Genomic DNA, 19,810 nt, shown 5'->3' with positions numbered 1-19,810 from the left:
GGTGCTTTAGTGCCTTTTACGGAGTAGATGAGGGTAAAAAACCAAGCTGGCTTGCCCTAACCCTGTGCTTTCGTGCTCGGCTTTGATCGAGCGGGCCAATGGGCTGAAATCGTTCTGCCAGCGACTTGGGGAAGGGGCCACGGAAACGCCAAGACCAAATTGAAGTAGTAGCGCAGGCAAAGCGTTACTTCCCAAGCTAAACTGGGCCCAAACATCTTGGCGCATCACGTTTGGTAGAGCATAGGATACGTCCTGGCGACTGAGCAGCTTGTCCTCCCTAGAGTACACTTCTTCTCCCACATCATAGCCTGAGTAAGTAGTGCTGCCGATGCGGTAAGCCACCCCGAAGTGGCACGTAGCGTAACTTCTCGTAGCATCATATTGCCAGCCTACCTGCAAAAACTTCTGTCGGGTGTGCGCATGAATTAGGGCTACTTCTTTTCTGTAAGAAGGAAAAGTGCTCAGGAAACCATTGTCAATTTCCGTTTTAGTGTCAAAGCTATGGGCCATGCCGGTACCAGCTGTAACGCTCACAACATTGCGCGAACCTAGGGGTAAATAAGCGCCGGCACTTATCTGCCCTTGGCGCTGCATCGTTTGTCCGGATCGGTTTTCAGCATTTGGGCTGTGCCAACTGCTGGAGCCAGCTGCTGTTACCAGTACGTATTTTACTGGTGAGTAAGCCGCACCGAGTCCCATAAAGCCATTTGCATCAACTCCCGCCTTCACCTCAGCTTGGTGAGCTGCCCGGATAGCCGGCAGCTGCGGGATAGATGGCCGGTAGACGGAGCAGGCAGAGAGGATAAGAGCAATAGGCCCAGAAGCAAGAAAGTATAGTAATCGGTAGTAGTTCACGCTATGCATTTGTGTTGGCTTAGAAGATGAGTTGAAACTACACGTCAGTGTTGATCTAGGCTAACTACAAACCCATGGTTTTAGACTTTGTATTCTGTTTTATAGCTATGATAATGTTTATTAAGTGCCTGTAGTACAGGGTGTAATGAAGACGATAATCTGACTTTCCAACAACAACTAAAAGCCCCTGCCATCAACTGATGGCAGGGGCTTTTAGTGGCTCAATAAGATGTGTGAAACAGCTTATTCTATTTCGCTGGCTCGCGCCTGCACCTGCGTAACCGGCTTGCGGCCGGAGTGGTCACTGGCGGGGCGAATTTCCTCGAAATGGTCCTCGAACAGCGCTTGCAGCATTCCGTCTTTCAATCCAATATCGGGCACCTGGATGGTCTTGATATTAGCCCACTCCATAGCCGACAAATAGATCTGACCGGCGGGCACGATGACGTCGGCGCGGTCGGGGTTGAGCATCGCTACGTTCACGCGCTCATCCATGCTCATTTTATTAAGCTGTTGCAGCACCGTGGCAATGCGGCGGCGCGTAACGGGCTTGTCCATAGACGGCTGTGCGATGCTATAGAGCTTGTTGATGTTGCCGCCCGTGCCGATGGCCTGGGTAACGTGGTAGCGGCGGGCATTTTCGGTCACCCACTCTTCCATACGCTGCCACGTTTCGTCCAGCGTGTCGCCGGGCTGCGTGCCTTCCTCTTGCTGCATCCGCCGGATCGAGCCCACTTCAAACGACTGCGATGCCACTTTGCGGCGGTCGTGGTAGACGTTGAACTCCGTGCTGCCGCCGCCCACATCAATGTGCAGGTAGTGCTTATTATCTTCGAGCAGGTACTCGATAACGCGGTTGATGTAAGAAGCTTCTGCCTGACCATCAATTACTTGGATAGTCAAACCTAGCTCGTGTTGCACCCGCTCCACGATGGCCGGAGCATTCGTAGACATGCGCATGGCCGAGGTAGCGCAGATGAGATGGTGCCCAACTTCGTGCACTTCCATGAGCAGCTTCAGCGCGTGCAGAAATTTGACGAACTTTTCGGCTTTGGCCGGCGAAATTTCGCCCGTAGCAAACACATCTTCCCCAAGTCGCATGGGGTAGCGCACGTACTCTACGCGCTTGAGGCGGTACCGGTCGCCATAGTGAAGCACCGCCGAAATCTGGCATCGTACCGCGTTCGAGCCAATGTCGATGGCCGCAAGTTTCAGTAAAGGATATTCCATTGTCTGAACCGCAGAGGGCAAGGAGTTTTAGATTTTCAGGATTCAGACCTCACCGCGATGATCCAATTCAGCCTGTTGACCTAGCTTCAAAGCTAGGTTTTGTGATAGAAGTTTGGTTAGCTCTTGCATGTTATGAGCCGGGTAGATTCCAAACTAGTCCCGTCAAAGTTAAGTAGTGTAGCGGTTTCTAAGCAGAAAGCTACTTGGTAATTGTGTGGAGAAGCTAGATTTGCTTGTGCTAATTGGCTGATTTTCTTTGCCAATACGAACACGTCAGGGCCGACAAAAAAATAGTCGGTGCTGATTGGTAACTTGGAAATTATCGGGCTTATTGATCGATTCGGAAGCCAACGCCGAACTGGAGCAGCCCGTTTTCCGGCGACTTCTGGTAGGATATCGACAAGGCCAGCGACTCCGTGACCGGCGCGATGTAGAAACCTAGCCCCGACGCCCGGTGCCAACCGTCCGGCGAGTTGCCTTTGTAATACACGCGGCCCTGGTCGTAGAAGCCGAAGATGCCGTAGTAGAAGGGCAGAATGGAGTTCTGCGAGCGACCTAGGGCTAGGCGCAGCTCCGAGTTGAAGTAGGCGCTGGCATCGCCGGTGAAGCGGTTGCGGTAGTAGCCGCGCAAACCATTTACCAAGCCAATGCTGGTAAACTTGTAGAAAGGAATTTCGTCGTCCTGCCCATAGTTTTTAGCGCCGCCGGCCTTCAGCACCAGCGTGACGGGCAGGCCAATACGAGCCGTGCCGTAGTACTCGGCAAAGCCTTGCGTGAGGCCAAAGTTGCCCTTCGTACCATTAAGCTGGCGGTAGCTATCGTGTTGCACGAGTACGCGCACCCCGCGTCGCGCGAAAGTCTGCCGGTCGCGCAGATCTAGGTCAAGTAGCGCATTCAGGCCAATCAGCCGCTGAAAATTGGTGTTCGGGCGCCGATCTTCGGGCAGCGGATTTGTATTGCCGCCACCCAGCAGGCTGTTATAAGCAAAGTCGGAAGTATACTGCTCGTAGGTGGGGCCGAAACGAAAAACGCTCTTGTTAAAGAAAACCCGCTCCGCGAAGGCGCTGACATTGTAGCCGCTGTAGCGGGCTTTATAGAAGTTATTGTCGTACAGGCCCTCGTCCTTCTTGGTATCGTTGCCCAGGCCAAAGAAATTGTAGAAGCGGAAGTAGTCGCCGTACTCCGCCCGCGCGCCAATGTCAAACAGGCCAATTGCATGGCGATGACGCATGTTCACGGCAATCTGCCGGTTACCATTAGTGGTGCCTTGCAGGTCGATGCCGTAGAGGTTTTTGTAGCCGGGCTTGCGGAAACCCTGGCGCACAATATCAACCCCGATACCTAGGCCAAACCCATCGCTGGAGTTGTAGATGGCCGTGGCCCTAGGTTTATACCCGTCATACTCAAAGGCTTCGCGGTCGTAGAGGTTGACGTTGAGCTTGTTAGAAGTTCGGTTGTCGCTGTCTTTGTCCAGGTGCAGCTCCGTGTCGGGCACGTCGTACACCTTAGTTTTGGTGCGCAGCCCCGCCACCTCCGATTCATCCATAATGCGGTCTTTGCCATCACCGCCGATGATGCGCACCAAAATGCTGTGTTTAGCCTTGCCCGTTACAGTAAACACGTCTTTGCCATCGAGGCCGTAGAGGCTTACTTCGTCGGTTTCTTTGGGGTGGAAAGTGCGGTCGAAAAGCGCGTCGCCGTGGGGCTGGTCCGAGTCCTTTGCCTGATCGAACATGCGCACGCGCACGTCGCCGTTTTCCAGCCGATCCACGAAGAACACCTCGGCCTTGTTGGAGCCAACCACATCTACGCGCTTGGCCAGCAACAGATAATACTCATCCAGCGCCGCCGGCAGCTCCTGAATGCGCGCCTTCAGCTTGCGGTTCAGCTCCTGCCCCGAAAGCGGCTGAATTTCCTTGGGCAGCTGCGCCGTCGCCTGATCAATGGCCGCTGGCGTGATCTTCTGCTGCATGTACTTGCCAATCTCCTGCCACTGCTCCCGCGTGAGCGACTGCAACAGGAACCGGTCGAGGTGGCGGGCGGGCCAGTTGAGGCTTTCCATGTCGTGGAACTCAGCCTGAAAATCCTCAATGCTCGGCACGGCCCACTCGCGGTTGGCCAGGTACGTCAGCACGCCGTTCCAAAGCGTGAAGCTCTGGTCCCGGTCGCGGGGAATGGGACGGTAGATGGTTTTGTTACCTTCTTTATAACCAGCCCATTTCCAGTTGTCTTCGTGCTTGCCGAAGTCAGCCACCAGCATGTCGAAGGCTCGCGCTTTACCTAGGGCATAGGCATCGATGCGGGCGTCGTTATCCTTGTATAGCTGCCGGAAAAAGCTGTAGGAGCGGCGCACTTCATCGGCCCCACCAAAGCCGGGCAGGTTTGGCTTGGGGTCTACCGGCCGATCTTCGAGCGTGCCGAGCAGCCCTTTATACTCCTGGCGATACGGACCTAGTTGATTGTTATCGGGCAGGATGAACAACCTAGGTCGGGCGTGCAGAATGTCGGTTTGATCGAGCAGTGAGCCGGTGACCAGCGCTGAGTAGGGGTGAGCAGTGGGCGTGATGTCGCGCAGCACGTTGGCGGCAATGGAGTTGCGCAGTTCCGGCGGCAGAATGCGCGTAACATCCTTATCCACCGAGCGGAAGACGTACTCGGAACTGTCGGCGGCAATCAGCTTAACGGAAGTGGTTTGCCGCCCGCCACCTTTGCCAAAGATGCGCAGACCGCCTTTTTCTTTGCTCAGATCCAGAGGCGGTACTTGCACGGGCTGCGTCCAGGAAGTGCGGTACAGCGGACCAATCCAGAAGCGCCGGCCCTTGCCGGCCGCATATTGTGGACCAGGTGCCACCGTCACGGTCGCCTGGAAAGGCGCGTCCGGCTTCACTTCCGCCACGCCTTTCGGCGCCGTTGGGCACTCAGGAATAAAGAGGTTCACCGGCACGTTCGGCAACCTAGGTTCAGTGCAAGCCGATTGAAACAAGGTGGCGGAGTACGCTTCCTGCGTAGCCGCCGCGGCTTTCTTGTCTTTGTCGAAAGTATAGAAGAGGGCTTTTACGGTACCGTCCGCGTAGTATTCGAGCTTGGAAAAACCTTCCGCCGACTCGTTGAACTGCGAGCGGGCATTCGGCCCAACGTGCTCGTGCTCAGCAAAGCTGCCGGCTACCAAGTGGTAGTTGTCCTCGGCGCGCGTGAGCTGAAGGCTGTAGTCGTGGGCGGCAGCGTACACCACGCCGGGATTGTCGCGCAGTGTGTTGCTCATCTCCTTGCGAAAGGCGGCATAGGCCGGATTCGCCATGTCGCGGGGCGTGCCTACGTTCTGGCGATACGCGGCGTAGAAGGTCCCGAACACCGGCAGCGGCACGCCGTTCCCGAACGGAAACAAGTGCCGACCCAGCGGCATCCGCCCACCATACACCCCATTGCTGACCACCGGCTGGTGCCCAACTAGCAGCACATTTTTGCCCTTGGTATCATCCAGCACGTCCTGCAACTGCTCCCGGAACTCCTCGCGGGTCAGTGTTTTGCACTCCGTATCCGGCGCTTCGGGCTTGTCGTAAGGGTGAGTCCACCACGGCGTGTTGATGGCTACCAGCCGCACGGTAGGCGCTATGTCTATCACCTCCGGTCCCGGACAACCACCCGTCGGCGCGAAAGCATTTTGGTTGGGAAGCTGCTTTTCAATGTATTTCTCCAGCCGCTGTACCCGCTTCAAACCCTCGGGGCCGGAATTTGCCCAATCCTTATCACCCGGCACGAAGTAGATTTTGCCATTGGGCAAGCCTTTTACCAAACCGATCAGGGCATCGGCGCGGGCCAGCAGATCGGTGCGGGTAGAGTCTTTCTTGGAACCTAGGCCTGCATTGCCCACGATGTCGCCGAGGTGCACCACCGTAAAAGGCCCCGACTGCTGCTCCAATTGCCGCCGCAAAGCCTGCAAGCGAGCCGGAGGAAGCTCGGCCGTAGATGTATTTCCCAGCAGGTAAACGGTGTGTGCAGGAGCCTGAGCTAAGGACTGTAAGGTGCTGGCCAGCAGCAAGCTAGCCGCCAGAAGGAGAGAAGAGGTTTTTCGCATAAATGGTAAGCCGAGCGTACGCCAGAGCTGATCCTACGCAAAAAACAAGGTTGAGGTAACGTTTGATTAAAATTTGATTAAACCGGTATTATTCCAAAAAACAACCAACCTAAGCATCCGCCAGCAGCCCAGCGGCTACTTTGGGCACGCCCGTAGTGGCGGGCTCTACAATAAAGTGCAGGTTATGTCGGCTCGAAACGGGCGGTTGATGCGGGTCAATAATGTAGATCGGGCAATTGCTCGGCGCATAATTCACCAAGCCCGCTGCCGGATACACCTGCAAGGAAGTGCCTACCACCATGAAAATATCGGCCGTAGCGGCTTCTTCAATGGCGCGCTCCATCAATGGAACTTCCTCACCAAACCAGACGATGTTTGGCCGGAGCTGATGGCCTTTTTCGCAGAGGTCACCTAGGTCAATCCGGTCGCCTGTCATGGGGTAGACCAGCTCTTTGTAGCGAGTGCTGCGCGACTCGAACAGCTGCCCGTGCAGGTGAATAACGTGCTTGCTGCCAGCGCGTTCGTGCAGGTTGTCCACGTTTTGCGTCACGATTACCACGTCGTAGTCCCGCTCCAGCGCCACCAAAGCTAGGTGTCCGGCATTGGGTTGCGCGGCGCGAGCGGCAGCCCTGCGCTGGTTATAGAAATCCAGCACCAGCGCCGGATTGCGGGCAAATGCTTCCGGCGTCGCCACATCTTCTACCCGGTGGCCTTCCCACAGGCCGTCGGAGCCGCGAAAGGTAGCCAGACCGCTTTCGGCCGAGATGCCTGCCCCGGTGAGAACCACGATTTTCTTGCGTTGCCCGGAAGTTGCCATTTAGAAAAAGCGCTTGAATTGAAGTTAAAACCGCCGCAGCTCCGTGGCTGCAAACGTCCATTCGGGCGTACGCACTTCCGGCTGAGTAGGGTTCACGGCATACCGGCACCTAGGCCTGTGCGCGGATGATTCAAGAGCACATGTACCTGTTGCGCTGGCATATAGCTCTGCGACAGCAGCATGTACTTTTGCCCCGTTACAGAATGCTCGGCTACATCCAGCACGAGTACAGCATGCCCCAGCGAACCACCCCGAATAAATACATCATCGGGCTGCACTTGCGCCAACGGCACCGCCCGTAACTCACGACTCAGCGAGAGAGTACCCGCGTAGTCGAAGATTTGATCAAGATAACGACGAAAGACGGTGTGCGTTGGCAGCTCTACCGCTTTTGCAGTGGAGAAAACGTCTTCGCCCTGCACCTGAAAGCCTTTGCCGCTGTACCAATCCGAAAACCAGATGTCGTGGCCACTGGTAAGGTGAAACTGAACTTGGTTAGGATTCTGAGTGAATTGATACTCAGCCCGCAAGCGAATCACAGCATCAGCGCACTGTTGCAAATCGCGCGTGCCAACGTCAATATTTATTACGGCAGCATGAATGTTTTGTGGATCTTTTAAGCGACCATTATAAAGGTGTACGGGCGTGCCAGTAGGTAGTAAAGGCAAGTAGCGCAGCCACACGCCGACAGCCGGGAGGCGGTGCGAAGCGAGCCGCCAATGTCTGAGAGGGAGCATAAGGATGACTTAACCACGGATATAACCTAGGAGGGTTTTCTGATAGTTGAGCAGATGGAAAGCCGGTAGCCAGTGTAGAAGCAAAAACAGCGAATAGCCGCAAATAGAATAGAGTAAGCTGGATAGTGCCTGGAGCATAAAGAGTTAGCTGAATGGAGCTTAACATTAAATAAAATAAATATAAACCATGCGTAAAAAAACCGGCTCCGTTTCAATCGAAACGGAGCCGGTTCGTTGCTTAGTACTACCTAGGCTTACTACTTAGCCTTAGCCGTCGGCTTCTTCGTCGTAGCAGCTTTAGCCGGTGCTTTCTTCGCAGGAGCTTTCTTCGCCGTTGTGGTACTGGCTGCTTTTTTCTTCGGCGTGTCGGCGGCTTCTTCGGCAGGTGCCGGAGCAGCGGCTTTCTTGGCAAAGCGGCCTCCCTTGGCGGGCTTGTCGGGCGTTTGCTCGGCCAGCTCCAGGCAGCGTTCCAGCGTTAGCTCCTTCGGGTCTTCGCCCTTCGGAATCTTCACGTTCTTCTTGCCAACCACGATGTACGGGCCAAAGCGACCGTTTAGTACCTGTACTTCAGCGTTTTCCGGAAACTCTTTGATCAGGCGCTCGGCATCAGCCTTGCGCTTGGCTTCGATCAGGGCAATGGCTTCCGGTGCGGTGATGGTATGTGGGTCCTGCTCCTTAGTAAGCGAGTAGAACTTGCTGTCGTGGCGGATGTAAGGACCGAAGCGACCTAGAGCCGCGGTCATGTCCTTGTCCTCGAACTGACCAACCACGCGCGGCAGCTTGAACAGATCCAGCGCTTCTTCAATCGTGATGTTCTCGATAAACTGGCCTTTGCGTAGGCTGGCATACACGGCTTTTTCCTCACTGCCTTCCTTCGGCTCAATCTGCACGTAAGGACCGAAGCGACCTAGGCGGGCCGTTATCTTCTGACCCGTTTCTGGGTGCGTACCAATCTCCCGGGTCGAACCTAGGGTGCTGCGCTCAATGTCCTGACCGCGCTCCACGGTTTCGTGGAAGGTGCCGTAGAAGTTGGACAGCATCTGGCCCCATTGCTCCTGGCCGTTTGCAATCTGGTCGAACTCGCCTTCTACCTTCGCCGTGAATTTGTAGTCGATGATAATGGGGAAGTGCTCCACCAGAAAGTCATTGACTACCATCGCCGTATCCGTCGGGAATAGCTTGGCTTTGTCGGCCCCGAAGGTTTCGGTTTTGGCTTCCGTTTTTACTTCGTTGCCTTCCAGCGTGAGCACATGGAACTTGCGCTCCTTGCCTTCCCGCGTATCTTTCTCCACGTAGCCACGCTTCTGGATGGTCGAGATAGTAGGCGCATACGTCGACGGACGGCCAATACCCATTTCCTCCAACTTTTTCACCAAGGATGCTTCCGTGTAGCGAGCCGGCGGCTGTGCGTAGCGCTCCGTGGCGCGCAGAAGCTGTAAGGGCAACTCTTGCCCGGTTGTCAGGGGAGGCAAGCCACGCGAGAAAGAGGAGTCAGCGTCAACATCGTCGTCGTCTTTCGACTCGCTATACGCTTTCAGAAAACCTTCAAACGTAATGACTTCGCCGGTAGCCGTAAGCGTTACGCCCGGTTGCGTGCTGATTCCGATTGTGGCTACCGTGCGCTCAATCGTGGCATCGGCCATCTGCGAGCCCATTGCCCGCTTGCGGATGAGGTCATACAGGCGCTGTTCGGCCGAATCAGAACCGGCCTTTGCCAGTGAGAAGTCGGTTGGGCGAATTGCTTCGTGGGCTTCTTGCGCCGAGGCCGACTTGGTTTTAAACTGTCGGGTGTGGGCGTACTCCGGGCCGTAGGCCCGCTCAATTTCGGCCTTAGCCGCCGCCAGCGCATCCTGCGACAGGTTCACCGAGTCGGTACGCATGTAGCTGATCTTACCGGCTTCGTACAGCTTCTGGGCCACGCTCATCGTCTGGGCTACCGAGAAACCTAGCTTGCGCGAGGCTTCCTGTTGCAACGTAGAGGTAGTGAAAGGCGGCGCGGGGGAGCGTTTGCCCGGCTTTTTTTCCAGGCTTTCAATCTGATAAGTAGCTCCTACGCAGCGCGCTAAGAACTCTTGCGCTTCTTCCTGGGTCTTGAAGCGCGTTGGCAGTTCCGCCTCCAACACGGCGCCGCGCCCAGCATCGAAGCGAGCCGTAACGCGGTAGGCCGATGAGGTTTTGAAGTGGCTGATTTCCCGCTCGCGCTCCACTACCAGGCGCACCGCTACCGATTGCACGCGGCCCGCAGAAAGGCCGGTTTTTACCTTTTTCCAGAGCACCGGCGACAGCTCAAAGCCAACCAGACGGTCGAGCACACGGCGGGCCTGCTGGGCGTTTACCAGATTCAGGTTAATCTCACGGGGCGAGTCGATGGCATTGAGAATGGCGTTCTTGGTGATTTCGCGGAACACAATACGCCGCGTCTTGGCGTCGTTCAGGTTCAGCGTTTCGGCCAGGTGCCAGCTGATGGCTTCTCCTTCGCGGTCATCGTCACTGGCTAGCCAAACCATCTCGGCTTCCTTTGCTAGTTTTTTCAGTTGAGCAATAACTTCACGCTTATCAGGAGACACCACATAGGTTGGCTTGAACCCATTGGCAATATCAATGGCATTATTATCCTTCGGCAAGTCGCGGACGTGTCCGAAGCTGGATTTGACGATGAAGTCCTTGCCCAAATAACCTTCGATGGTCTTGGCTTTGGCAGGCGACTCCACGATGACTAAATTTTTAACCATATAAGGGTACTAGTGCAGGAGGGATGCTAAGTGAGTAGAGAACGGCAGATGAAAAGCAAAAGTTGAACTTTGCCGCAAAGATGCTGGAATAATCCAGTGTAACCGTACTGCCAACAAGCAAAAATCCGGCCGGTCACATTCATAAGGAATAGCGGATGTGATTTCAGCTTAACACACCAGCGGCGTTGAGAGGTTCACTGACCTAGCTTTTGCGATAGTACAGCTAGGTAAAATCCAGCGATAACAACCTGATTAGAGTGGGAAGAGAGAAGGGTTATTACTACCTTTGTCAGTCTGACTGTTGGCTCACCCATTTTGCCAAGATTAAGTTAGCCTTTCTCCTTATCCAGGCGCTGCAACCGCTCCATTTATATGGCTTCAGGTAAGAATACCAAGAATACTTCTGCTGTCGACACTCCTTTAGTAACCCCGGAGACTACGCCGGAGCTTGCGCCAGCACCCAACGGTAATGGGCAGCCTGCTACTACAGAACGCACTTCAAACAACCTTACCCGGCGGCGCGGAAGCGGGCGTGTTGCGGTAGGCTCGCAGGCTCCCGACTACGTAAACGAGCAGCTGAATCGGGTGCTCTACGCGCTGGATGCGTTCAAAAAAGGGGACGTTTCGGTGCGCCTGACCAAGCAGGACGACGACATCTTTGCTGAAATTGCCGAAGCCTACAATTCCATGGTGGAAATGATCGGTGGGGTAGGTGGCGAGGTGTCGCGCATCTCGAAGGTAGCCGGCGTAGAAGGTAACCTGAAAGCGCGTGCCTCGGCTGAAAACGCTGCGGGTTTCTGGCGCGATATGATCAACAATATCAACGGCTTAGTCGACAGCATCGCCGTACCGGTATTGGAAGTAGGCAAGGTACTGAAGAACATCTCGAAGGGGAATCTGGATGAAACCTTCCAGATTCCGGTTTCGGGCGACTTCAAGGTGATGGCCGAAACCATCAACAAGACCATCGACAACCTGAACCTGTTTGCCGGCGAGGTAACGCGTGTGGCCCAGGAAGTAGGCACCGAAGGAAAGCTAGGTGGGCAGGCTTCCGTGCCGAACGTAGGCGGCGTGTGGAAGCAGCTAACGGACAACGTAAACACCATGGCCTCGAACCTGACGAGTCAGGTACGCGACATTGCCAACGTAGCTACCGCCGTAGCGAAAGGCGATTTGAGTCAGAAGATTACCGTCGATGTAAAAGGCGAGCTGCTGCAATTGAAGCAGAACCTGAACCAGATGGTGGACTCGCTGAACCTGTTCGCCGGTGAAGTAACCCGCGTGGCTCAAGAGGTAGGCACGGAAGGAAAGCTAGGTGGGCAGGCGCTGGTGCCGAATGTCAGCGGCGTCTGGAAAGACCTCACCGACAACGTTAATAATATGGCCTCGAACCTGACGAGTCAGGTGCGCGACATTGCCAATGTAGCGACTGCCGTGGCGAAAGGCGACCTCACTCAGAAAATCACGGTTGATGTAAAGGGCGAGCTGTTGCAACTGAAGCAGAACCTGAACCAGATGGTGGACTCGCTGAACCTGTTCGCCGGTGAAGTAACCCGCGTGGCTCAAGAGGTAGGCACGGAAGGAAAGCTAGGTGGGCAGGCACTGGTACCGAATGTCAGCGGCGTCTGGAAAGACCTCACTGATAATGTGAACTACATGGCCTCGAATTTAACAAGCCAAGTTCGAGACATTGCTAACGTAGCGACTGCCGTGGCTAAGGGCGACCTCACGCAAAAGGTGACAGTAGACCTGAAAGGGGAACTGCTACAGCTCAAGCAGAACCTGAACCAGATGGTGGACTCGCTGAACCTGTTTGCGGGCGAGGTAACGCGGGTAGCGCAGGAGGTAGGCACCGAAGGAAAGCTAGGTGGACAGGCACTGGTGCCGAACGTGGCGGGCGTCTGGAAAGAATTGACGGACAACGTAAACTACATGGCCTCGAACCTCACCAGTCAGGTACGTGACATTGCCAACGTAGCTACCGCCGTAGCCCGCGGCGACCTGAGTCAGAAGATGACGGTGAACGTAAAAGGCGAGATTCTGGAGCTGAAGAACATTCTGAACCAGATGGTCGATTCGCTCAACATCTTCAGTGACGAGGTGACGCGTGTGTCGCGCGAAGTAGGTACGGAAGGAAAGCTAGGTGGTCAGGCCAACGTGCCACGCGTTGCCGGCGTTTGGAAAGAGTTGACGGACAACGTGAACACGATGTCGGCCAGCCTTACCCTGCAAGTGCGTGACATTGCCAACGTGGCAACTGCCGTTGCTAAAGGTGACCTGAGCCAGAAGATGGCGGTGGATGTGAAGGGCGAGATTCTCGACCTGAAGAACATCCTGAACCAGATGGTAGACTCACTCAACATCTTCGCCGGCGAGGTAACGCGGGTAGCGCGTGAGGTAGGTACCGAGGGTATCCTAGGTGGCCAAGCCAACGTGCCGAGCGTGAGTGGTACCTGGAAGGACCTGACCGACAACGTAAATAACATGGCCTCGAACCTGACTAGTCAGGTTCGGGATATTGCCAACGTGGCTACCGCCGTAGCCCGCGGCGACCTGAGCCAGAAGGTGACGGTGAACGTGCGCGGTGAGCTGTTGCAACTCAAAGAAAATCTGAACCAGATGGTGGACTCGCTGAATACGTTCGGCGACGAGGTAACCCGCGTAGCCCGCGAGGTAGGTACGGAAGGAAAGCTAGGTGGACAAGCCGTAGTACCGAATGTGCGCGGTACCTGGAAAGACCTGACGGACAACGTAAATACGATGGCCGCCAGCTTGACGAGCCAGGTGCGCGACATTGCCAACGTAACCACTGCCGTTGCCAAAGGCGACCTGAGCCAGAAGGTTTCGGTAGACGTGAAAGGCGAGCTGCTCGACCTCAAGGACAACATCAACGGCATGGTGGACTCGCTGAACATCTTTGCCGGCGAGGTAACGCGTGTATCGTTGGAAGTAGGTACCGAAGGTCGCCTGGGTGGACAGGCTGTCGTGCCAAATGTAGGCGGCATCTGGAAAGCCTTGACGGACAACGTAAACACGATGGCCGCTAACCTCACCACGCAGGTACGCGGCATTGTGAAGATCGTAACCGCTGTATCGCAGGGCGACCTGACCCAAAAGCTGCAACTGGAAGCAAAAGGCGAAGTAGCCGAGCTGGCTGACACCATCAACCGCATGGTGGACGATCTGAACCGCCTCGCTGTGGAAGTAAGCCGCGTTGCCAAAGTGGCCGGTGTGGAAGGTAAGCTGACGGAACGTGCTTCGGTAGGCGGCGTGAGTGGCTCCTGGAAAGAGCTGGTAGATACCCTCAACGAGCTGCTCGAGTCCATTGCCTCTCCTGTGCTCGAAGTAAGCCGCGTAGTGCGCGCCATCTCGGAAGGCGACCTGACGCAGCGCGTAGAGGTACCCACCGCCGGCGACATTGAAGCCATGTCGAGCGCACTGAACCTAGCTGTTGAAAACCTAAACGAGCTGCTCGGCGAAATCAACGACTCGTCGCAGGTAGTAGGTGCTTCTTCGGAGGAAATGGTGGGTAAAGGTCAGGAAATGAGCCGCGTAACAGTTGACGTGGCCCTGGCGATGCAGCAGATGGCCGAAGGTGCTCAGAACCAGGCCCTCAAGACCGATCAGGCCTTCAAGCTGATTGAAGAAATCATGCAGGCCACCAAAGAAACGGCTGGCAAAGCGGATATTGTAAACAAGTCGGCTATCCTAGGTGAGCAAACTTCGCAGCTAGGTCTGAAAACAGTAGCGGAAGTGGTGAAGAACATGGAGGAAATCTCCAGCGCCGCCGCTCAGACTTCCAAGACGATTGAAGTATTGAGCACCCGCTCGCAGGAAATCAGCAAGTCGCTGGGGGTAATCACAGACATTGCTTCTCAGACTAACTTGCTGGCCTTGAATGCTGCCATTGAGGCTGCCCGTGCTGGCGAAGCCGGTCGTGGTTTTGCCGTGGTAGCGGAAGAGATTCGTAAGCTTGCTGAAGGCTCCCGCAAATCGGCTAATGAAATTGCGACCTTGGTGGAAGATGTTCGCAAAGACACCACGTCGGCCGCTACGGCTATCTCGACCATGGAAGGCCGCGTATTGAAAGGGAAGAACGCTACGTTCGAAGCTAGCTCGGCCTTTAAGAACATTGCCACAAGCAGCGGCGAAACCCTGCGCACCTCCCGCGACATTCTTACGGCTACGGAGGTGCAGAAAACCAGTATCAGCGACGTAGTGAAATATGTGGAGGAAGTGGTTGCCATTGCCGAGCAGACGGCTTCCGGCACGCAGCAGGTAGCTAGCACAGCCAAGCAGCTTTCGACCTCTATGCAGGAGCTTACCGTATCCAGCCAGCGCCTCACCGATATTGCTGATGACTTGCAGGTTGGCCTCTCGGCCTTCCAATTGATGGAATACGAGGAGCCGGAGCCCGAACCGCAACCTAGGATGAGCCTGCGTCATCTGATCAACCGCCGAAGCAACTTGGCAGCACCGGCTGCGCCGACTGAGCGCCCCGTGCAGCGCATTGCTACAAGCAAGCAAGCTGGTGTGCCAGTGGCTACCAAAACAGCTCCCAAGAAGGCTACCCCTGCACCTAATGGTGAGGCACACAAAGGAGCGACGGTTAATGGTAAGCCAGTAAGGAAGGCACCAGTGCGCCGAGGTACTCCTGCAGAATCGAAGCCTGACGAGCCACAGTCAGCAAATGAGCAGGCTACGCCGCGCACCCGGAACAAGGCAAAGAGCAAATAACTATTTCGTGTTTCAACTCAGAATAAAATGATGGCTGCTGAACAGAGCAGCCGCCATTTTATTCCTTCAGCTGCCTTGAGTATGCCGGAATCAGAAGCAACCAACGATAAAAAGTATAATAAGCAAGAACCCATCATTCAGCTGATTGTCTTTCGGCTAGGTGAGGAAGAGTACGGCATTCGAATCGAGCAGGTAAAAGAGGTCACCATTACGCCGGAAGTAGCGCGTATGCCTAAAACCCCACCTTTTGTGAAGGGCATTGCAAACTTACGGGGTGACATCATTGCCATCATTGATCTGGAAGAGCGCTTTAATTTGCGTGCCAGCAGCGAGCCACTATCAGGCGTAAGCTACACGCTGGCTATTGAAGCAAAAGATTACACCATTGGCATTGTTGTGCGGGAGGTGCCGCAGCCGTTGTCCATCCCGATTTCCATCATCGAAAAGGCCCCGGAATTCATCCAGGATATCAACATTAACGACAAGTACATCGAGGGCATCGCCAAGGTAGAAGGTCGTATCATTGTGGTGCTGGATATGCTTAAGCTGCTCACACCTTCCGAAATTATGCAGCTGCAACCCAAATCAGAATCTTCGCCTGCTATAGTGCGTACAAAGGACTAGCTCAGCTTTTGTCTCTCCCTCAATTTCAGCTTTACTAAGCTACTTTTATGAAAAACCGCATTCTCATCGTGGATGATTCTTTTTACATGCGCACGATGCTTAAGAACATGCTTACGGATGCCGGCTACGAGGTCGTAGGCGAGGCTGCTAATGGTCAGCAAGCGTTAGAAATGGCTTCACAAACCAATCCTGACCTAATCACGCTCGACGTTATTCTGCCGGATAATACCGGCCTCGATGTGCTGAAAGGTATCCGGCAGGAGCAGCCCGATGTGAAAGTGGTGATGTGCAGTGCTGTCGGTCAAGAAGTGATTGTTAATGAAGCACTGGAAAGTGGGGCTACGGCTTACATCGTAAAGCCTTTTTCGGAGGAGAAGGTGCTCGAAATCGTGGGAGGTGCTCTGCAAGCCTCCGGTTCTACGGAAGCCTAAATCCTGATTTCGGCGCCCTGAACAGTAGACCTAGCTATCCACGCCCGACTAGCTGCTCTTGAGTTTTCTTACCTCGTGCATACACCTCTTAAGCCCCTTACTGTACTGCTTGCCAACCTACCTATTCAGGTACGGCTGGTGCTATCCCGACTGTTGCGAGCACAACCTGATGTGCAGCTGCTAGGGATAGGTGCCGAGCCCAGTGAGCTGCCGACGTTAGTGCGTCGTTTGCAGCCTGATCTGATTGTGGTGGCGGAAAATCACCTATCGGTGCTGGAGCAGCTAGCCCGTCAATGTAAGGTGCCGGTGTTGCTTTATGCCGGAACGGCGTTACTGCGCGGGGTACTACAGGAAACGGCCCGCTGGGGCGTATACAACTATATCAGTCCACTACCAGCAGCAGAGAGTACGACACTTGCAGCGTGGCAGCAAGATGTACTTGGTAAGATCCGAATACTGAGGCCTAAGCTGATACCAACGGCTACGTTGCCTCCCCTAAGCCCGACGAAAAAGACGAAATTGCCCCAAGGCATTATCGTGATAGGAGCTTCAACTGGTGGCGCTCGGGCCGTCGAATACCTAGTTAGTGGGCTGAAGGCCACGGTGAACTGGGCTGTTGTAGTAGCCTTGCATTTACCAGCACACTTTACGGACTCTTTCGTGAGGCGCCTGCGCCGGGCTTCATTGTTACCCGTAGAAGCTGCGGCCGCAGGTACTATGCTGGAGCCCGGCAAGATTACAGTAGTTTCTGGTGCGTATAATATGATCGTGGAGGCCGGTCTTGCTGGTACTAGGCCGTTCTGGAAGCTGGATCTAACAACCGAGGTTAGCCCTAGCTTCGATGAGCCTTCTATTGATCTACTTATGCGTTCGGCCGCCCAAATAGCTGGCAGTCAGGTACTAGGCGTAGTGATGACTGGTTTGGGACACGATGGAACGCTAGGAACGAAAGCCATCCGACAGCATGGAGGAGTAGTTGTAGCGCAGGATGAAGCCTCCTCAGAAGTATTCAGTATGCCTAAATCGGTGATTCAGGCGGGCTTGGCCAACGAAGTGCTAGCGTTGGACGACTTGGCTGCTTATATAAATGAGCGTACGGGGAAGAGGGATGCTGAGGGCCGCCTACGTACCCCATTATCCGCTTATACTGCATCCCGATGAAATCACGCGAGCAGGAATATCGGGAGATTTTTATGGCGGAGGCGCTCGAATATTACGACGCCATGAGCCGCCACATCAGTGAGTTAGAGAAAACGCCTACAGATGAGCCTGCTCTGAATGAGCTTTTTCGGCTTATGCACAATCTTAAGTCGAACGCCCGGGCAATGGGCTACACACAGATTGGCGAACTAGCGCACCACATGGAGACTATCTTTGGCCTGATTCGCAGCAAGGAAAAGTCTTTTACCGGCTCTGTCGTGCCCGTACTATTTGGCGGAATTGACACTATCGGCAACATGATCCGAGCCATAGGCGATGGGCAGGAAACCGACTCGGTAGCTGATGTAGATGAACTACTGGCCAACCTAGACCGGCTGGTTCGCGGGGAAGAACCTGTTCTTATTGATGCTGGCGCAGCTGCCGAAGACGACGCCAACCGCAAGCTAGAACTGTCGGACCTAGTATATATTCAAATCAAGAAGCTAGATCACCTGCTTAACCTAGTAGGGGAGTTGATTATTGACCGCGACCGTATTCTGACACTCAGCCAAGAAATCGGTAACTCCGCCCTGCAAGCTACAGCGGCGCACCTTTTTCGCATCTCCGACGAGCTGCAATACAGCGTAATGGACGCGCGTTTAGTAAACGTAGGTTCATTGTTCAACAAGTTCCCGCGAGTGGTGCGCGATGTAGCCACAGCCGAGCGTAAGGAAGTGGAGTTGACATTAGTCGGTGAAGATATCCAGATTGACCGTAACATCCTGCAAATTATTACCGATTCGCTGTTGCACCTAGTGCGCAACGCTATAGGGCATGGTTTGGAGCAACCGCAGGAGCGTGTGAATCTAGGTAAGCCGGCAATAGGGCAACTGACGATGTCGGCGCAAACAGAACGAGATGATGTACTTATTCACGTCATTGATGATGGTCGTGGGATTGACATAGCCAATGTCCGGCGTAAGGCAGTTGAGCGCGGTTTAATAAGCAAGGAAGCAGCAACTACGCTCGACGATGATGCGGTACGTGCCTTTCTTTTTGAACCCGGCTTTTCAATGGCGCAGGAAGTAACAGAAATATCAGGGCGTGGTGTCGGACTGGATGTTGTGAAGCTTGCTATTGACTCGCTCGGCGGGCAGCTGCGGGTCGATTCGACGCTTGGAAAAGGCACTACGTTCACGCTGGTGCTGCCCACTTCTATTGCTGTGAAAGGAGCTCTGCTGTTTGAGTTGGATGAGCGCAGCTATGCCATTCCGCTCATGCACACCGACTCGGTAGTATCGTTGTGGCCAGAGCAGCTGCACATTGTTGGGGGTACATTACTTGCTGATATTCAAGAGGAAAGTGTGCCTGTTGTCAGCTTACGGCGTCTGCTGCACAATGGCGATGGACCGTTAAAGCCCGTGCATCGCGCGGAGGTGACTGGCCGGCAGGACATCATCATCGTGAATTACAACAACCGCAAGCTAGGCCTGATCGTGGACCGCTTTCTGCGCCAGCAAGCTATTGTGATCAAGTCTATGAGTAAGCCGCTAGACACCATTGATCTGTTTGGGGGCGTCACCTTGCTAGGAAGTGGGCAGGTTTGTCTGGTGCTCGATGTGCCAGCACTTACCCGCCTTTTTCTAGCCAAGAGGCCATAAAAAACGTATTGCAGAATTCAACTTGCTGCCGAGTTGTAGCAACTTGCCAATTGATTGATTATTATGGATTTGCACATGACGGAGCTGGAGCGGGATATCATCCGGGAAATTCTCAACATCGGCTTGGCCCGAGCAGCTGACTCGTTTGCGGTTATTGCGCAGGAGAAAGTTCTGCTTGAGGTTCCGAATCTGGATATTATGCCAGTTCGCAGCATCCTAGACAAAGTGCACGATTATCAGAATGGGCACGCTGTCATCCAATCTGATATCAAAGGTGACTTCAATGGCACCACGCTCATGTTTTTTTCCGGGCAGCATGTGCAGCGACTTTCCCGCGTCTGTTTGCGGCTGAACGTACCTGAATCCACTGATATCAATGAGATGCAGGAATCGCTGTTACTGGAAATCAGTAATATCATCACGGGGGCTTTGGTAACGCAGCTAGCTAATATCCTGAAAGCGCGCATCTATGGAGCGCCGCCCGTAGCGCCAAAAGGGGAGCTAGCCGAAGCGCTGAATAGCCTGTTGCTTCATAAACCAATGGTGCAGCCCCTTATTTTCTCCGTAATCACGCAATTTTCAGATAAGGAAAACTCAGTTGAGTTGCCGCTGATGTTGTTCTTCGATCGGCAGACGTTCGAAAAGATTTTGGAAATCATTCGTACCTACGATTTTTTGGGCGGTGTTAAGCCTTCCTAGCTAAGCTAGATTTTTATTCTCTTCATTGTCTGCGCTGTCATCCCGGATTAAGGCTTGCGTTTGCGCCAAGCA

12 protein-coding genes are annotated in these 19,810 nt (G+C 54.4%); 6 read left to right on the top strand and 6 right to left on the bottom strand.

Going from position 1 to position 19,810, the window contains the following annotated elements; translation table 11 throughout:
* Positions 1 to 6: 6 nt before the first annotated feature.
* The 6 genes from IEX74_RS11275 to topA form a co-directional block, all read right to left on the bottom strand.
* Complete coding sequence (locus IEX74_RS11275; RefSeq protein ID WP_188814070.1) at positions 7 to 855, bottom strand: hypothetical protein; 849 nt, start codon at positions 853 to 855, stop codon at positions 7 to 9.
* A 243-nt stretch (positions 856 to 1,098) separates the two neighbouring features.
* On the bottom strand, positions 1,099 to 2,085 hold the full coding sequence (locus tag IEX74_RS11270) for a Ppx/GppA phosphatase family protein (RefSeq protein ID WP_188814069.1): 987 nt from the start codon (positions 2,083 to 2,085) through the stop codon (positions 1,099 to 1,101).
* Positions 2,086 to 2,413: 328 nt separating this feature from the next.
* Entirely contained in the window at positions 2,414 to 6,160 is a 3,747-nt protein-coding gene (locus IEX74_RS11265) for a hypothetical protein (protein WP_188814068.1), read from the bottom strand.
* A gap of 109 nt (positions 6,161 to 6,269) precedes the next feature.
* Positions 6,270 to 6,977 (bottom strand): SIR2 family NAD-dependent protein deacylase, encoded by a 708-nt coding sequence (locus IEX74_RS11260; protein ID WP_188814067.1) that lies wholly within the window; start codon positions 6,975 to 6,977, stop codon positions 6,270 to 6,272.
* Between the two features lie 92 nt (positions 6,978 to 7,069).
* A complete protein-coding gene (locus IEX74_RS11255; RefSeq protein ID WP_188814066.1) occupies positions 7,070 to 7,714 on the bottom strand; it encodes a DUF4846 domain-containing protein in 645 nt (214 codons plus the stop codon).
* Positions 7,715 to 7,971: 257 nt separating this feature from the next.
* Entirely contained in the window at positions 7,972 to 10,446 is a 2,475-nt protein-coding gene (gene topA / locus IEX74_RS11250; protein ID WP_188814065.1) for a type I DNA topoisomerase, read from the bottom strand.
* A gap of 372 nt (positions 10,447 to 10,818) precedes the next feature.
* On the opposite strand from topA, the gene IEX74_RS11245 reads away from it, so the two are divergent.
* The 6 genes from IEX74_RS11245 to IEX74_RS11220 all read left to right on the top strand — a co-directional run bounded on the left by IEX74_RS11245 (position 10,819) and on the right by IEX74_RS11220 (position 19,738).
* Complete coding sequence (locus IEX74_RS11245; RefSeq protein WP_229755222.1) at positions 10,819 to 15,183, top strand: HAMP domain-containing protein; 4,365 nt, start codon at positions 10,819 to 10,821, stop codon at positions 15,181 to 15,183.
* Positions 15,184 to 15,210: 27 nt separating this feature from the next.
* The gene (locus IEX74_RS11240; protein WP_229755216.1) at positions 15,211 to 15,807 is read left to right on the top strand and encodes a chemotaxis protein CheW; all 597 of its coding nucleotides are present in this window, start codon (positions 15,211 to 15,213) and stop codon (positions 15,805 to 15,807) included.
* 47 nt (positions 15,808 to 15,854) lie between these two features.
* Complete coding sequence (locus tag IEX74_RS11235) at positions 15,855 to 16,238, top strand: response regulator (protein WP_188814064.1); 384 nt, start codon at positions 15,855 to 15,857, stop codon at positions 16,236 to 16,238.
* Between the two features lie 75 nt (positions 16,239 to 16,313).
* Positions 16,314 to 17,399 carry a CheB methylesterase domain-containing protein gene (locus tag IEX74_RS11230; protein ID WP_188814063.1) on the top strand — a complete coding sequence of 362 codons (1,086 nt, stop codon included), beginning with the start codon at positions 16,314 to 16,316 and terminating at the stop codon, positions 17,397 to 17,399.
* Positions 17,396 to 19,039 carry a chemotaxis protein CheA gene (locus tag IEX74_RS11225; RefSeq protein ID WP_188814062.1) on the top strand — a complete coding sequence of 548 codons (1,644 nt, stop codon included), beginning with the start codon at positions 17,396 to 17,398 and terminating at the stop codon, positions 19,037 to 19,039. Before IEX74_RS11230 ends, IEX74_RS11225 begins: the two co-directional genes overlap by 4 nt.
* 63 nt (positions 19,040 to 19,102) lie before the next feature.
* Positions 19,103 to 19,738, top strand: coding sequence for a chemotaxis protein CheC (locus tag IEX74_RS11220; protein WP_229755213.1), 636 nt, complete (start codon positions 19,103 to 19,105; stop codon positions 19,736 to 19,738).
* The last annotated feature ends 72 nt before the right edge of the window (positions 19,739 to 19,810 follow it).

It is taken from the genome of Hymenobacter cavernae, assembly GCF_014641455.1.
GTDB classification, from domain to species: Bacteria; Bacteroidota; Bacteroidia; order Cytophagales; family Hymenobacteraceae; genus Hymenobacter; species Hymenobacter cavernae.
This window is presented reverse-complemented; position numbering and strand designations above follow the sequence as displayed.

Bases quoted from the DNA above. Each gene is read 5' to 3' on its own strand.
- IEX74_RS11270 (WP_188814069.1), bottom strand. From the start codon at position 2,085: ATGGAATATCCTTTACTGAAACTTGCGGCCATCGACATTGGCTCGAAC.
- IEX74_RS11265 (WP_188814068.1), bottom strand. From the start codon at position 6,160: ATGCGAAAAACCTCTTCTCTCCTTCTGGCGGCTAGCTTGCTGCTGGCC.
- IEX74_RS11260 (WP_188814067.1), bottom strand. From the start codon at position 6,977: ATGGCAACTTCCGGGCAACGCAAGAAAATCGTGGTTCTCACCGGGGCA.
- IEX74_RS11255 (WP_188814066.1), bottom strand. From the start codon at position 7,714: ATGCTCCCTCTCAGACATTGGCGGCTCGCTTCGCACCGCCTCCCGGCT.
- topA (WP_188814065.1), bottom strand. From the start codon at position 10,446: ATGGTTAAAAATTTAGTCATCGTGGAGTCGCCTGCCAAAGCCAAGACC.
- IEX74_RS11245 (WP_229755222.1), top strand. From the start codon at position 10,819: ATGGCTTCAGGTAAGAATACCAAGAATACTTCTGCTGTCGACACTCCT.
- IEX74_RS11240 (WP_229755216.1), top strand. From the start codon at position 15,211: ATGATGGCTGCTGAACAGAGCAGCCGCCATTTTATTCCTTCAGCTGCC.
- IEX74_RS11235 (WP_188814064.1), top strand. From the start codon at position 15,855: ATGAAAAACCGCATTCTCATCGTGGATGATTCTTTTTACATGCGCACG.
- IEX74_RS11225 (WP_188814062.1), top strand. From the start codon at position 17,396: ATGAAATCACGCGAGCAGGAATATCGGGAGATTTTTATGGCGGAGGCG.
- IEX74_RS11220 (WP_229755213.1), top strand. From the start codon at position 19,103: ATGGATTTGCACATGACGGAGCTGGAGCGGGATATCATCCGGGAAATT.